This is a genomic window from Paraburkholderia sp. BCC1876 (genome assembly GCF_902833695.1).
Lineage (GTDB): Bacteria > Pseudomonadota > Gammaproteobacteria > Burkholderiales > Burkholderiaceae > Paraburkholderia.
On the sequence record NZ_CADFGI010000008.1, the window covers coordinates 235462 to 247954 of the forward strand.

15 protein-coding genes are annotated in these 12493 nt (G+C 56.9%); all 15 read left to right on the forward strand.

All coding sequences use genetic code 11. From position 1 onward, the window contains the following. Positions 1 to 131 precede the first annotated feature (131 nt). The gene (locus HWY05_RS26870) at positions 132 to 2990 is read left to right on the forward strand and encodes a VPA1269 family protein (protein WP_176060213.1); all 2859 of its coding nucleotides are present in this window, start codon (positions 132 to 134) and stop codon (positions 2988 to 2990) included. A gap of 2 nt (positions 2991 to 2992) precedes the next feature. Next, on the forward strand, positions 2993 to 3628 hold the full coding sequence (gene gmtX, locus HWY05_RS26875) for a gamma-mobile-trio protein GmtX (RefSeq protein WP_176060214.1): 636 nt from the start codon (positions 2993 to 2995) through the stop codon (positions 3626 to 3628). A gap of 506 nt (positions 3629 to 4134) precedes the next feature. Beyond that, positions 4135 to 6603 carry an SEC-C metal-binding domain-containing protein gene (locus HWY05_RS26880; protein WP_176060215.1) on the forward strand — a complete coding sequence of 823 codons (2469 nt, stop codon included), beginning with the start codon at positions 4135 to 4137 and terminating at the stop codon, positions 6601 to 6603. 745 nt (positions 6604 to 7348) lie between these two features. Beyond that, positions 7349 to 7597 (forward strand): AbrB/MazE/SpoVT family DNA-binding domain-containing protein, encoded by a 249-nt coding sequence (locus tag HWY05_RS26885; protein ID WP_176060216.1) that lies wholly within the window; start codon positions 7349 to 7351, stop codon positions 7595 to 7597. Next, on the forward strand, positions 7591 to 7911 hold the full coding sequence (locus HWY05_RS26890) for a type II toxin-antitoxin system PemK/MazF family toxin (protein ID WP_176060217.1): 321 nt from the start codon (positions 7591 to 7593) through the stop codon (positions 7909 to 7911). The genes HWY05_RS26885 and HWY05_RS26890 overlap by 7 nt, the downstream gene beginning before the upstream one ends. A gap of 8 nt (positions 7912 to 7919) precedes the next feature. Beyond that, complete coding sequence (locus HWY05_RS26895) at positions 7920 to 8195, forward strand: hypothetical protein (RefSeq protein ID WP_176060218.1); 276 nt, start codon at positions 7920 to 7922, stop codon at positions 8193 to 8195. A 38-nt stretch (positions 8196 to 8233) separates the two neighbouring features. Continuing rightward, positions 8234 to 8557: a hypothetical protein gene (locus HWY05_RS26900; protein ID WP_176060219.1), complete on the forward strand. Its 324-nt coding sequence runs from the start codon at positions 8234 to 8236 to the stop codon at positions 8555 to 8557. A gap of 28 nt (positions 8558 to 8585) precedes the next feature. After that, the gene (locus tag HWY05_RS26905; RefSeq protein ID WP_176060220.1) at positions 8586 to 8765 is read left to right on the forward strand and encodes a hypothetical protein; all 180 of its coding nucleotides are present in this window, start codon (positions 8586 to 8588) and stop codon (positions 8763 to 8765) included. Between the two features lie 17 nt (positions 8766 to 8782). Further along, the gene (locus tag HWY05_RS26910) at positions 8783 to 9070 is read left to right on the forward strand and encodes a hypothetical protein (protein ID WP_114158417.1); all 288 of its coding nucleotides are present in this window, start codon (positions 8783 to 8785) and stop codon (positions 9068 to 9070) included. Between the two features lie 274 nt (positions 9071 to 9344). Next, a complete protein-coding gene (locus HWY05_RS26915) occupies positions 9345 to 9560 on the forward strand; it encodes a hypothetical protein (RefSeq protein WP_176060221.1) in 216 nt (71 codons plus the stop codon). 15 nt (positions 9561 to 9575) lie between these two features. After that, positions 9576 to 9956, forward strand: a complete 381-nt coding sequence (locus tag HWY05_RS26920) for a hypothetical protein (protein ID WP_176060222.1) — start codon at positions 9576 to 9578, stop codon at positions 9954 to 9956. A 23-nt stretch (positions 9957 to 9979) separates the two neighbouring features. Further along, positions 9980 to 10321 (forward strand): hypothetical protein, encoded by a 342-nt coding sequence (locus HWY05_RS26925; protein ID WP_176060223.1) that lies wholly within the window; start codon positions 9980 to 9982, stop codon positions 10319 to 10321. Between the two features lie 15 nt (positions 10322 to 10336). Further along, the gene (locus HWY05_RS26930) at positions 10337 to 10795 is read left to right on the forward strand and encodes a hypothetical protein (protein WP_176060224.1); all 459 of its coding nucleotides are present in this window, start codon (positions 10337 to 10339) and stop codon (positions 10793 to 10795) included. Between the two features lie 22 nt (positions 10796 to 10817). Continuing rightward, positions 10818 to 11072 carry a hypothetical protein gene (locus tag HWY05_RS26935; protein ID WP_176060225.1) on the forward strand — a complete coding sequence of 85 codons (255 nt, stop codon included), beginning with the start codon at positions 10818 to 10820 and terminating at the stop codon, positions 11070 to 11072. 748 nt (positions 11073 to 11820) lie between these two features. After that, on the forward strand, positions 11821 to 12444 hold the full coding sequence (locus tag HWY05_RS26940; RefSeq protein WP_176060226.1) for a hypothetical protein: 624 nt from the start codon (positions 11821 to 11823) through the stop codon (positions 12442 to 12444). The last annotated feature ends 49 nt before the right edge of the window (positions 12445 to 12493 follow it).

Sequence of the window (12493 nt, forward strand, 5' to 3'; positions counted from 1 at the left end):
CGCCTATCACCGGGCGACAGCTGAAAGTGAACCAATCTACGGACAGGCTCCTTGTGGACCCTGAGAGGGTATTCGCTGCCCCCGCGATCGCGGCGGAATGGGTTGAGGCCTTCCGTTCGCCGGATAGGCGGATGAAGCATCCTACAAGGGCAGTGTCTGCCGCGATTCGCGCATTCGCCAGCATCGAGTCGCCACACGACTTCGCGCAGAAAATCGACGCCCTGATGGATGCTGGTCGCGAGTGCGAGAAGTCACCGGGGCAGAAGAATCACATTTATGGCTGGCTGCTCCGTCTCTGGGCCGGCGGCATCGTCGCGATTCCTCGCGACTTCCCTTTCGCGACGAAAACCTCGCTTTTTCCCAACCCGTTCATGATGCACGGCTTCCCTTGGTTGAGGGAACTTCAGGCGGCTTACGGCGGCGCTAATCGAGCGAGAGTGGTTACGACGGTGTTTCGAATTGCCGGGCGCACGCTCGGTGTGATGGAGCCGGGCGATATTGTTCCGCAGACTGTCGCGTCTGCACCTCACGTTGACGAAAATCGGCTCCTCTCGTTTATGGTGCCACCGCTGCTGCTCGTGCAGCGTGACCGTTATGGATCGAAAGCCACATACTCCCGTAGCTCCTGGGGTCTTGGGCGTATCAAGCGCAAGGTGGGCGTAGATCGGACGTTCGCGTGGGCGACCGAAAGCGACCCGACGCTTTCCGATTGGCAGCGCGCTATGTCTCAGTGGTTGAGCGATCAGCGCCAAGGGCTTGCTTTGAGAACGTATATGGCCGAGCGGGCACTTCAGTACCTGATCGACAACCCAGGTCTTCCGCGAACGGTCGCTGCGTATTGCGACCGATCTGCCAGCATCAAGCCGACCTGGTCCGAGTGGGTCGGCTCGCGCGGTTTGGCGGACAGCAGCCGACGGCACTACACAAACTATTTTGCCGATTTCTTCGATTGGTATTTGGCCACCGCGCTGACGGGTGAAGATGATTTCGGGCGCCCCGTGGCCAGTCCTAATCACTACAACCCGATTACCCGGCTCGCTGTACGCACAAGGCAGGCGGAAACGCACCGAGAGGCATTGCCGCTGCGCTATTTGCACGAGCTAGTACGAATCGTCACCGAGAAGGATTACGCGTGGCCCAAAACGCTGCGGGGCGACTACTTCATGTGGAAGAATCCAATCACCGGAGAGTTCTCGAAGCAGTGGAACCCCGTCAGGGCATACGCTATCCTCGTCAAACTAATGCTTCCACTGCGAACGTATCAAGTTCGAATGCTTGACTCCGGCGAAGCAGATACCGAGCAATACGACGGTAAGGAGTGGCTGCCAAACGCTGGTCGACTTGCCCCGAAAAAGGACCGTCGGCGGAAGACCCGGCGCGGCTTCCTGAGAAAATTCGGAGACGCAGTTACAGGCCGAGAGTTCACAGGTTTTTATGTGAGCACGAACAAAACTGCTGATTCTGGAAAGGTTCAGAACGATCGCGGATATGAAATCCCGTGGCAGCATGACGAGGTCATAGGGATCGCGCGTGAGCTGCGAGAGTGGCAGGAAACGTTCAACCCCGTCATGGCTCCGTTGCCGTGGCAGGCTATTCATGATAGGACGGTCCTGCGCTCATACACGCCGGAGATGCTGCGACTGCGTGAACCGGCGTGCTTCCTCTTCCGCGATCCCTGCGCGGTTTACCCGTCTGAGCCGGTCTTGGACTCGCGTCTTCAGGTTTTCTGGGCGTTGTTGCTTCGACAGCTCGAAACTCGCGTTATCGCGCGCGGCGAGCGGTTGGCAAACGGCGAAGCGATCCGATTCGTGACGCCGCAGTCAGGTGGAAACTGTCGGGCAAACTACGATTTGCATACCCTGCGGGTCTCCCTTATTACGGCGTATGCCACCGAAGGAGGCGTGCCGATACAGATCCTGTCAAAGTGTGTTGCTGGACACGCGATGATTCTGATGACCCTCTATTACAACAAGCCAGGGCCCGCGCATGTTACGGAGGTCTTGGCCGAGGCGCAGCAAAAAATTCAACGTGCAGAGACTAGCAATTTCCTCAGGTTTCTGCAAAACGAAGAGGTGAGAAATGCCAGCTCGTTGGTCATCTCGAACGACGGCGCGGGGGCAACCGCCCTCGAACAAAGCTCGCCGGGGTCATGGGTCGTTGGGGATATTGGCATTTGCCCCGTTGGGGGGACTCGCTGCGATCAGGGTGGTCAAGTTCAGAACGGCGCGGCGAGTAAGCCGTTGTACTCGCCTGTCCCGGGTGGCGCCAAGAATTGTGTTCGCTGCCGGTTTTTCATAACTGGTCCTGCTTTCCTCCCAGGGCTCGTTGCCCGCTTCAACGCCGTTGGTGTGTCATTGACGACAGCAGCAGAGCGACTGCGCACGCTTGAGGACGAAATTTATCGATTGGAGGAGGCAGCCTTTGACGGGCGCGATCAGGATCAGCCAGGCAAGATTGGCCTTGCCTATGACAGGCGGGATCGCGTCCTCGATGAGGTTGATTCCATTGCGCACACATGGCATGCCAATTACCGCCTCATAGAGCGTTGCAAGGCGGCCATGTCATCCGCAGCCGAAAAGGACGACAAGAAACTGACTCTCGTAATGAGCGGCGGTCTTACTGACTTGCGCGCGGCATTGGCAGAGTGCACCGAGTTCGAGCTATATGACGCGATTTGCCAGCGTGCGAACGTCTACCCCAACGAGAACGTGCTCGTCGCAAATCTCCGACGCGGTCGCCTGCTCGATGCTCTGTTGTCGCGCAATGGTCGGTCAGCCGTCTTCGCTGCGTTATCGGAATCTGAGGCTCTGACCGTGGGCAACCAGTTTGTCGAATTGCTGATGGCGCGTGTCGGGAGGGCCGACACTAACGCACTGATCGAAGGTCGTCTTCTGCTCGAGGAGTTGGGTATGACTGACGAAGTGGAGCGAGTGTTGTCCGCCAACAAGCTGACCTCAAACCAACTTCTCAAACTTCGGAAAACGGCTTAACGATGACGAAGACTGAACCGACCGCGTTTCTCGAAGAGCTTTGCCGGAACGTACACCCGCGCACGGAGGCATCTCTGCGCTTAATTTTTGCGCTCTGCCAAGAACAGGAGAGTCGTGGCAGCGCAGACTATTCCGTTGCGACGATGGGCAGGCTGTCGGCCGAGCGCGGTGGGCCAAGTGCTCCGGCGATTCGGAACAAGACCGGCGAGAAATACCGAGCCCTCATTGCGGCTTGTGCGGATCATGCAGGCGGTAGGAAAAAGCGCGTCTCTGCGGCCAAGCCCTCCGCGGCTGAGGAATTGCTGGAGGGCATATCGGATCCCGTCTTGCGCACCCGGATCAATCTGCTCGTTGCCGATCTTGAATCGACGCGCGCCCAACTGATCGCGGTCCGGCATATCGCTGCCCAGAAAGCCGTCCTCGTTCTGGGCGATACACAACTGGAACCGCCTTCAGTTGTAGGCAATGGGATGGAACTGACCGCACACGAAAAAAAGGCCCTAGCGACCGCGATATCCGATAAGACGATGGGTCATTGGGCTTGGAAGATCGACAAAATCGGCCGCGTTCTGACGGACAGCGGTCAGGTGGTGTTCCCGGCCGGGTTCGCGTCTGCCATCCGCAAAATCCTCGCTTAGCCCCGACTGGGAATATAAGGGCATACCACGATTCCCGATCATTGTGATCATTGCGCGGCGCAACGTTATCTGCGAGATGCGTTGGCAGCCCGGTGTCGCAGCGCGGCCTAAGAGCCGCCGGTCGAGGGTTCCTTCCAATTTGCATAGATGAGGCTCCGTCCGCCCCCGCTCAATGGCCAGTTGCCGGCGAGCAGATTGCGGAGGGCATTACCTCAACCCGGCCACTTTCAGTCGTTCATTCGCGCAACTCGAAGGCCGTTTTCACTTCGGAAACGGTGGTCGTGGTGACAGGCGAGTGATTCGCGTTAGCGCAGGTTAGTATTATCAAGCTCGTCTACAGTTGCCGTCACCGCCGTCTCGATATACTTAGATGTCGTCTGATTTGCGGAGCCAGGGCTCCCTTTAAGACTACGGGTCCTTTGGACCTAGCGTACGCGGCGATGTATCCAACATTACTTCAACAAACCTGGACAACGGTCCAACAAATACGGGGCGACGTTTAAAATATGGGAAAGCATAACAAGCGCCCTCGCAAAACTAAGCGGGCATTTCCGGACGAGGTATTCTCCAACGGCCCGTTCCAAGTCGCCCGGTTTGGCAAGCAAGTCGTGCTGACATCTAACTGGACTGAAGAGCATCATGCACAGGTCCTCGCAGAATTGTCGGCCCGGTACGCCACTGTCGTTCAAGAGATAGACGACCTTGTCAGGCGGATCGTCTCTGTGGTGGGTGTTCTGCCGCCAGATCAACTATTGACTCGGGCGTGGCAGGAGCAGGTCATGTCTAGCCGGCACATTAAGGTCGAGGTGGACGTAACGCAAGATGACGCCACTGCGTTGCGGATGATCGACTATGTGCAAAGCGTGATCGCGGCGGCTCCACGGGGCGCAGCGCAAAAGAGTGAGCTATCCGACAAGGATTGGAACGATCTTCGAATCAACATCGGTGCGCTTTTCCAGAAGTTGAATTTCGAGTATCCAAGCTGCGCGACAGCTCATCGAAAAGCGACCGGGACAGTGTACGACGATGCAATGGAGGAGTTTTTCGTTCGGGCCCAGATGCATTGGTGTAACGTTCGGGGCGACTACTATCAGGTACATCAAGTCGACGCCATTGCGGATTTGCTGAGAAGCCAGTCAAAACTGATCGAAGCGGCATATGGGATCTCGTCGGACGATCTTGTGGCGGAACTCAGGAAGATTTGGCGGTCGTTGATTTTTGGCCTTCATGAGGCAATGACTTCGATGTTTAACTTGCACACCGAAGTCATGACGGAAGTCCAACGGATGATCGAGCAGAATGAGGCTGACTTGCAGTCTCAGTCTGTAGGTGAATTGATTTTTGCGGTGGCTGAACGTCTTGGCCATGGCGACACTTTGACTCGAAGCGCTGGCGCGCTCGGGAATATGGATCTCTTCGACCTTCGAAAGGTTACGGATTTACCAGTTGCCTTTCTCGACGATTTCTCGTGGGCGCCGGGCCAAGAACCAGATTTTCTTGCCGATGGTGAGTTCAACGGCTGGCCACTCCGGATCCAGCCGATATTCCGACGACCGTTTCTGAAATTCAACGGCACGTACTACTGCTTTGAACTTCATTCGCTCTTTGACAACTTCTATCGCCAGCTAGAAAAACGAATATTTCAGCAGTCAGAGGCTGAAAAGCAGGAGTGGATCCGGAACCGGAAGGAAATTTCGGAAAACCTACCTCTGGATTATTTCAGCCGACTGCTGCCAGGGGCGACCGTACTTCGTGAGATCTACTATCCGGTCATCTCGGAATCTGGCAGCGCAAAAAACCTAGCTGAAGCCGATTGCGTCATCATTTACGACGACCACCTGTTTATTATTGAGGTGAAGGCCGGTGCGTTCACTTACACCTCGCCTGCCAATGACCTGCCTGCATACGTCAAGTCGTTGGAAGCACTTGTCGGTGCACCAAGCAAGCAAGCACAGCGGTTTCTGAAATATTTGGAAAGTGCCGACGAGGTCGACATTTTTGACGCAAAACGTCGACCAGTCGGCAAGCTGCGCAAGGGCGATTTTCGTTGCAAGACCATTTGCGCAGTCACGCTTGATCCGTTTACCGAACTCGCAGCTCAAGCCCAGCATCTACACAAAATTGGAGTTGACGTTGGCGAGGTGCCAGTCTGGCCCTTTTCGCTGTCAGACCTACGTGTGTACGGCGACATCTTCGCCGGCCCACTCGATTTCCTCCACTTTGTCGAGCAGCGCATGCGTGCTGCTCCGTCTGAGAAACTTCAGCTTGACGACGAATTGGACCACCTCGGGCTCTACCTTGAGCACAACAACTATGCGATGCACGCCGACGATCTTTCGAACAAAGGGGCGCGATTAAGCTTCAGTGGCTATCGTTCTGCGATCGACGCGTACTTCTCAGCGAAGCTCACAGGAGCCGATGAACCAGCTTTGCCGACGCAAAAAGTTCCGCCTCGAATCCGGGAGCTTATCGATTTCCTAGCGGAGCAAAGCCAGATGCACCGCTCCCGAATCGCGAGCTACCTGCTCGATCTTGCTGGGGATTGGCGGTCGGACTTGAGCAAATGGATTGACGAGGAGCTAGCGGCGATCCCCAAACGCGGTCGCTGTTTGCCCTTGTCGACGGTCGGTAACGTCCGGTTGACGATATTTCTAAACATCGAGGGGATAGTCGAGCTGAGCCACGAAAAGGCCACTGAACACGCGCAAGCCGCCATGATTGCCAGTGGCGAATCGAACCGTGTTCTGCTCGAGTTGGCGTACGGTCCCAATGGCCCTACCCGAGCCTCGATGTCGACCGTCTCGTTGCACGGACTTTCTCGCGAACACCTTGAACAACTGAAAAAGAACGCGACCGATTTGAAAGAAAAACGCCTGGCGCGATCCGTCGCCAACTTTGGCAAAGTCGGGCGCAATGAGCTTTGCCCGTGCGGAAGCGGCAAGAAGTTCAAGCGATGCTGCATGCCTAGCCCGTGAGCGGTCAGGAAACCTAGCCATCTCGGCACTCACTGGCCATTGTGTGTTTCAAAGCGGCCGTCGCGGTAGCCCTAAACAAATGACGGTAACGGGTCGGGAATACGCACTGCCGACTGGCCGCTTGCCGGCCGCTGAACTCCAGCGACCGCTTTAGCGCGATGAGTTCGGGGATCGAACTGACACGGCCCGACCCATTGCTGCCGGCGAGCCGCCGGAGCCGCGAAGGCTGGCATCAGAGTCTAGCCGTCGTTTGAATATCCGAACAATGGTACGGGCAATTCACGCTTCTTGGCCGTTGGGTGAAGTCGCCGACGGCCGCTTTATGGTGCTCCAGTCCACAACACGCTGATTCGACTGACTGACCGCTGTGGGTGTCTGACGGGGGGGGCGGAACGGGCTCGGTGGCAGACGTGGAGGCGGTCAGCTCTATCTCCGCAACGCAACAACGACTGTCAGCATCAGCCACAGCAGGCGCATCCGAAATATGAGAGTCATATCGGCCAACCGTGTCCCCGCCAAGATTGTGGTATTCGCCACTTATAAAAACGGAATTCGACCACGTTTTGCCGTATCTCGACGTGTCCGATAAGAGGCTACGACAGATGTTTTGCGAAGTGTTGTGAGAGCCGTCTGACAAAGGCGTCCGGCCCGATGCGGCGGGCACGACACGGAACGCCCGTCGTAATAACATTGTGTTGACGGCTTAGATCGCATGGTTTAACATTGTTATTACTTTGGAGGATCTATGAGAACGACGATTCGCAGAATGGGCAATTCGCAGGGCGTGCTGATTCCGAAGCCCGTCCTTGCGCAACTCGGGTTGGACAGCGAGGTGGAAATGGAGGTCGAGAACGACGCGATTGTTTTGCGACGCCCGAAGCACAAGGCCCGCGATGGTTGGGCGGAAGCAAGCAAGGCTCTGGCGGAAAGTGGAGGCGATACGCTTGTCATGGGCGAGTTTTCGAATGCCGATGACGCGGAGCTTGCATGGTAATGCGCGGGGAAGTCTGGTTGGTTGCGCTCGATCCGACGCTTGGTAGCGAAATTCAAAAGACGCGCCCCTGCGTCGTCGTTTCACCTCCCGAAATGCACGACCACTTGCGCACAGTAGTCGTCGCGCCGATGACTTCCAAGGGGCGTGCTGCGCCGTTTCGGATTCCCGTGACGTTCAAGCGCAAACAGGGCTTGATCCTTCTGGATCAGATTCGCGCAGTAGACAAGGTGCGCCTAGTCAAGAAAGAGGGCGAAGTAGCCGATAACACGTTGTTGGATACCCTGCGAACCTTGCAGGAAGTCTTTGCAGAATAGGGAAAATTATGGTTACCAAAGAACAACTGGATAAGGCGCTTGAGGCTTGGCATGTGGCACGCGAAACAGCCATGCGTGAGCACGAGGCATGGCGACTAACGCTTGGCAGTCACGGTTCCCTAATCGACTCTCTCCGGGCGAACGGGCACACGTGGTCGAAGGCGCAAGAGGAATTTCAACGGATTTCGAACGCACATAGCGAGGCGTATCGAGCAGCGTTGACGGCCATGGACGCGCGTTGCCTCGACTATCAGGAATTGCTCGCGAAATATGACACGCAGTGATCGCGAAACGCCGGTAGCCCAGGTACAAGGGAAAGGGTATGAGCAAGCAAACTGATGAAGGCGGGCAGATGGAACGCGAAGCACAGCGGCTCCGATTGTACGAGCAGTTCGAAATTGCCAAGAAACTATATGCGGTGCACAGCCTATTGCCGAAAACGCCTCCGTTGAATCGAGAGAAAATCATCGCCTTCCTCGATGGCGCTGTGGCCCAATTCCAGGCTGCGGGCGGAGTTGTTCAAGTTGGCACCAATGTGCTTGGGGAGCAAGGTCCTATTCTGCGCTGTGAGAATGGGGATGTTCTTCGCTATGAGATCGGTCGAGAACTCGTAGACGCATACGTATCGGCTGGAACATTTCGCTAAAGCGTGACAACGGAAAACAGGAAGGGATATGAGCGAGATAAATATCACTATCAACGGAAAGCTCTACAGTGGTCGCTTCGAAGTGGACGGCAACTTGGTGACGGTCCATTCGGCCTATGGAACGAAAAGCACGCAGGTCGGGGGATTGCCAGTTCTTAGAGTTGCCGAAACACTGCTTGGCGAACTGGTTCGTGCATCCACGGTTTGACGACGGAAAATAGCCACATGGAAATGGACGCAATCAATCGCCTTCTGGCCGCAGCGCACAACCCGGTGAATGCTTCGCAACGAGCATTGGACATTGGGGCCCGCGCGGCCGACCTTGTGGCAACGACAAGTGCCCTGGTCGAAGAATTGAAACGCGAGACGAATTCTCTCCGCGCATCGGGCGCGGGCGAGAATGACCCGCAAATCATCAAGCTCGCACAAGACTGCGCGTACGTCGAAGCGGTTGTTACCGCAACGTGTAAGGCGTTGACGAAGACGTGGGAACGTATCCACGCTCGCACCTAGGAAAATCATGCAGACAATCATCGTTGTTGGGGCATTCGTAATCGTGACGGCTGCTGTGTTTGTGGTGCTGGGTCGTTCGGTAACACGGATCGGCGTCGAGTCGCACATCGTCACCGGGCAAGACGGCCAAACGCGCGAGGCACGTTCGTTCAATGCGTGGCGCTCGAATACGTTGGCGGGCCGCACGATAGGCAGCGCATATATCGCAATATGCAGCGCGCGGTTTGACAGGCAAGAGCGCGCGGCGAGCCGCAATCAGTAATCACGGAAAACCATGAGAAAAATGACAGTCGAGGGCAAGCTACCCGGATGGACGTTGTTGGTGCCGATTGCCTGGTGCATCGCCAGCGTGGCAATAGTGTGGTCGTGCAAAGTGGCCGGGGTGTTGTGGGACTTTGGCGTACCTGTCGGCATCGCGTGTCTACTCGCCAGCGTCGTAATCGAACGCGCTATCGAGCGCAAGTACCTTCCGAAGCAACGCGCCAACTGATAACGGAAAACCAACATGCAAATCGTTTCGTTCGTGGATTTTTGCGCACTGCCCGCGCCGGTCGTGTTTCAAGAATTGCCGCGCGAAAACGCGACACACGACAACATCGGGACGCTTTCCGTTCGTGGCGGCGTCACGTATGACGGCGAGGGGCTACCCCATTCTTTCGTGGTTGTTCGCTGTTTAGCGAACGAGCTTTCTGATAGCGAAGGGGGCAGCTCTCAGGTCGAGTGGCCTGCAACCAGCTTCCGGGATGGACCTGATGTGTATGCGCAAAACGCTCCCCGCCGATTTTTGGTTTGGGATCAACCGAGCGTTGAACGACTGCGAAGCCTGCTTGCGATGCCCGACTCATTTTTTGGCCGTGCGGAGCCTATCCGCCTCGCGGTCGAGTAACACCGGAAAATTCGGACAACGCCATGAGCGAAATCAACTTCACTTACGCGGAATTGACTCGGCACGTCGAACTTCAAGTTAGCGCATTCATGGCGCAGGCCAGGAGCACCAAAAATCGGCGGGAGCGCGCGGCTTTCGAGAATCGGGCCAAGGGCGTGATGATGGCGTGGGCCTCGTTGGTCTACAAGCCGGTCGTCGCCATGGGCGACGAGGCACACGCGGCCCACAACGACGACTACGCACGAATGCTTGATGGTGTCGGCCTGTCCGAACTGGCCGCTGATATGCGTGCTTCCGGCATTCGTTGGGCTTGGGAGCAGGCGCTGGACGTTATCGACCGCGTGCAATCAAGCGGACACAAATAAACAGACCGGAAAATTATGTTGAGGCGATGGGGAAATGACGCTCGCTCGAACGAGGTCTGGCTTGACGATAACGGGCCTTGGCTGGTGTTGTGGCGACCATCGATCAGAAGGGACGAAAGCGAATGGGGCGCGTTATCGCACACGTGCGGAGGTTTCTCCATCTACAAACTCAACGGATACGCGCTTGAACTCAAGCCGACCCGTGGCGGTGAGCTGATGGCAGCGCTCGCCGACGAGGAGTTCTGCCGGACGTGCAAGGCGGACCGGTTGGACTACGGGGTAAAAGCGGAACACCGGCAAGCCTATCTCGACTGGCTCGCGAAGCATGGTTTGGCAGCGGGCGAGATGACCCAGCTGAAGCAGGCGGTCTATCCCCTTCGCCCTGATCACGAGACGTTGGGTATGTTCGGCCTCGCCGATATTGATGTACCGGCGGACGCCCAGTTGCTCGTTCTAGGCGAGAACTGTGACTGACAACGAGGAAAGGAGAAGTTAGATGGTGCTTCAGGCAATCGGGCTGGCTATGCTGCTGGCTCTCACCCTCCAGATGATGATGTTCGTCATGTCACCCGCTGCGTCAGTGAAGGCCGCGTATGCGGACAGTTGGCGCAAGACGGGCAAGGTTGCGACGCACCTGTTCGCGCTTCAGCGCGGCCAGGACCAGAGGATCGCTATCGCTGCATTCGGCACGGTCGCGTTCTATGTCGCGCTCGCGGGCGCACTCGATATCGCCGCGCGGTTCGCTCACTAAACCACCGGAAAATCATGCAGACAATCATCGTTGTTGGGGCATTCGTAATCGTGACGGCTGCTGTGTTTGTGGTGCTGGGTCGTTCGGTAACACGGATCGGCGTCGAGTCGCACATCGTCACCGGGCAAGACGGCCAAACGCGCGAGGCACGTTCGTTCAATGCGTGGCGCTCGAATACGTTGGCGGGCCGCACGATAGGCAGCGCATATATCGCAATATGCAGCGCGCGGTTTGACAGGCAAGAGCGCGCGGCGAGCCGCAATCAGTAATCACGGAAAACAACTGGCGCGTGGGCGCCCCGCGTACGGCCGGCAGCCGTCGGCCGGATCTGAGGTAAGCGAACATGAAACAATACCAACTGGACGTAGGCGAAGCCATAGCAGCGGGAGCCGGCGCTACTGCCGGGGCGGCAGCTGGTGCGTCAATAGGCGTGGCGATGGTCGCGGGCGCGGCGGAGGCTGCTGCGGGGGCGACGTTGGCAGGCGTGGCCGGCAGTGCAGCTGCAACGACCGGTGCTCTTGCGGCTGCTGGCGGTGGCAGCATCGCAGCTGGGGGCGCGGGGATGGTCGGCGGGGTGTCGTCGATCGCTGGCGCCGCGGCGGGATCGGCAGCCGTACCTGTCGTCGGGTGGGTGGTCTGCGGAGCAGTCATGGTGGGCCTCGGCAGTTGGGCAGCCTATCGTTATGGTAAGCGCGCCTACCTCAAGCGCAAAGCCGCAGTGGCTTGAGTAATCCACGAAAGGAAAACAATGAAGATCAGTATTGCTGTTACTGTTATCGCAATCCTGCCATTGCTGTCATGCTCACAGCAATTAGTAGCATCTCCACAAACCGAGGTGAAGGCCACACAGAGCGGCCATGTTCACGACTCAGTCAATTCGAACGCGGTTACCGTAAAGCCGAATGTGGCTCTTACTCAATATGAAACTGAACAGAAAAACGCAACCCTTAACCAATCCGATATAGACCGGCAAATAAATTTTGATAAACAAATGATCCGGACCGGACAAGAGCCGCCAGAAGTCCTAAAGTATGACTTGGAAATCGTAAAAATGATGCCGGAGGCGAAAGCAATTCTTGCTGCCCATGACAAAGCGCGCGCTCGCATATGGCAGAGTAAGTATCGAGCTATAGTGGAAGCGAGAAATAAAGCGGTGGAGGACTTCCTGGCGCCATCGACGGCGATGAATAATGCAATAGCAAACGTACTCGAGTCTAGTCGTCTCAGCCGTGGTTCGGGGGTAGGTCAACAGCAACATAATCCGAACGAGACATTTGCTTGCGGCTCAGGTCCGGGTCCCGGTCAGCGACAGGTAGGGGAAGCCGCTGGAGGTAACGGCGTCGCTTCTACACCGATATGCTCTTGGAACTGATCGCTTTCGTCATGCCCTTATTGCTTTCGCCGTTCCTCTATGCGGCGTT

Excerpts from the sequence above, each read along its gene's own strand:
- HWY05_RS26880 (WP_176060215.1), top strand. The coding sequence starts at position 4,135 with ATGGGAAAGCATAACAAGCGCCCTCGCAAAACTAAGCGGGCATTTCCG.
- HWY05_RS26895 (WP_176060218.1), top strand. The coding sequence starts at position 7,920 with ATGGTTACCAAAGAACAACTGGATAAGGCGCTTGAGGCTTGGCATGTG.
- HWY05_RS26870 (WP_176060213.1), top strand. The coding sequence starts at position 132 with ATGAAGCATCCTACAAGGGCAGTGTCTGCCGCGATTCGCGCATTCGCC.
- HWY05_RS26930 (WP_176060224.1), top strand. The coding sequence starts at position 10,337 with ATGTTGAGGCGATGGGGAAATGACGCTCGCTCGAACGAGGTCTGGCTT.
- HWY05_RS26890 (WP_176060217.1), top strand. The coding sequence starts at position 7,591 with ATGGTAATGCGCGGGGAAGTCTGGTTGGTTGCGCTCGATCCGACGCTT.
- HWY05_RS26910 (WP_114158417.1), top strand. The coding sequence starts at position 8,783 with ATGGAAATGGACGCAATCAATCGCCTTCTGGCCGCAGCGCACAACCCG.
- gmtX (WP_176060214.1), top strand. The coding sequence starts at position 2,993 with ATGACGAAGACTGAACCGACCGCGTTTCTCGAAGAGCTTTGCCGGAAC.
- HWY05_RS26935 (WP_176060225.1), top strand. The coding sequence starts at position 10,818 with ATGGTGCTTCAGGCAATCGGGCTGGCTATGCTGCTGGCTCTCACCCTC.
- HWY05_RS26925 (WP_176060223.1), top strand. The coding sequence starts at position 9,980 with ATGAGCGAAATCAACTTCACTTACGCGGAATTGACTCGGCACGTCGAA.
- HWY05_RS26920 (WP_176060222.1), top strand. The coding sequence starts at position 9,576 with ATGCAAATCGTTTCGTTCGTGGATTTTTGCGCACTGCCCGCGCCGGTC.
- HWY05_RS26905 (WP_176060220.1), top strand. The coding sequence starts at position 8,586 with ATGAGCGAGATAAATATCACTATCAACGGAAAGCTCTACAGTGGTCGC.
- HWY05_RS26915 (WP_176060221.1), top strand. The coding sequence starts at position 9,345 with ATGAGAAAAATGACAGTCGAGGGCAAGCTACCCGGATGGACGTTGTTG.
- HWY05_RS26940 (WP_176060226.1), top strand. The coding sequence starts at position 11,821 with ATGAAGATCAGTATTGCTGTTACTGTTATCGCAATCCTGCCATTGCTG.
- HWY05_RS26885 (WP_176060216.1), top strand. The coding sequence starts at position 7,349 with ATGAGAACGACGATTCGCAGAATGGGCAATTCGCAGGGCGTGCTGATT.
- HWY05_RS26900 (WP_176060219.1), top strand. The coding sequence starts at position 8,234 with ATGAGCAAGCAAACTGATGAAGGCGGGCAGATGGAACGCGAAGCACAG.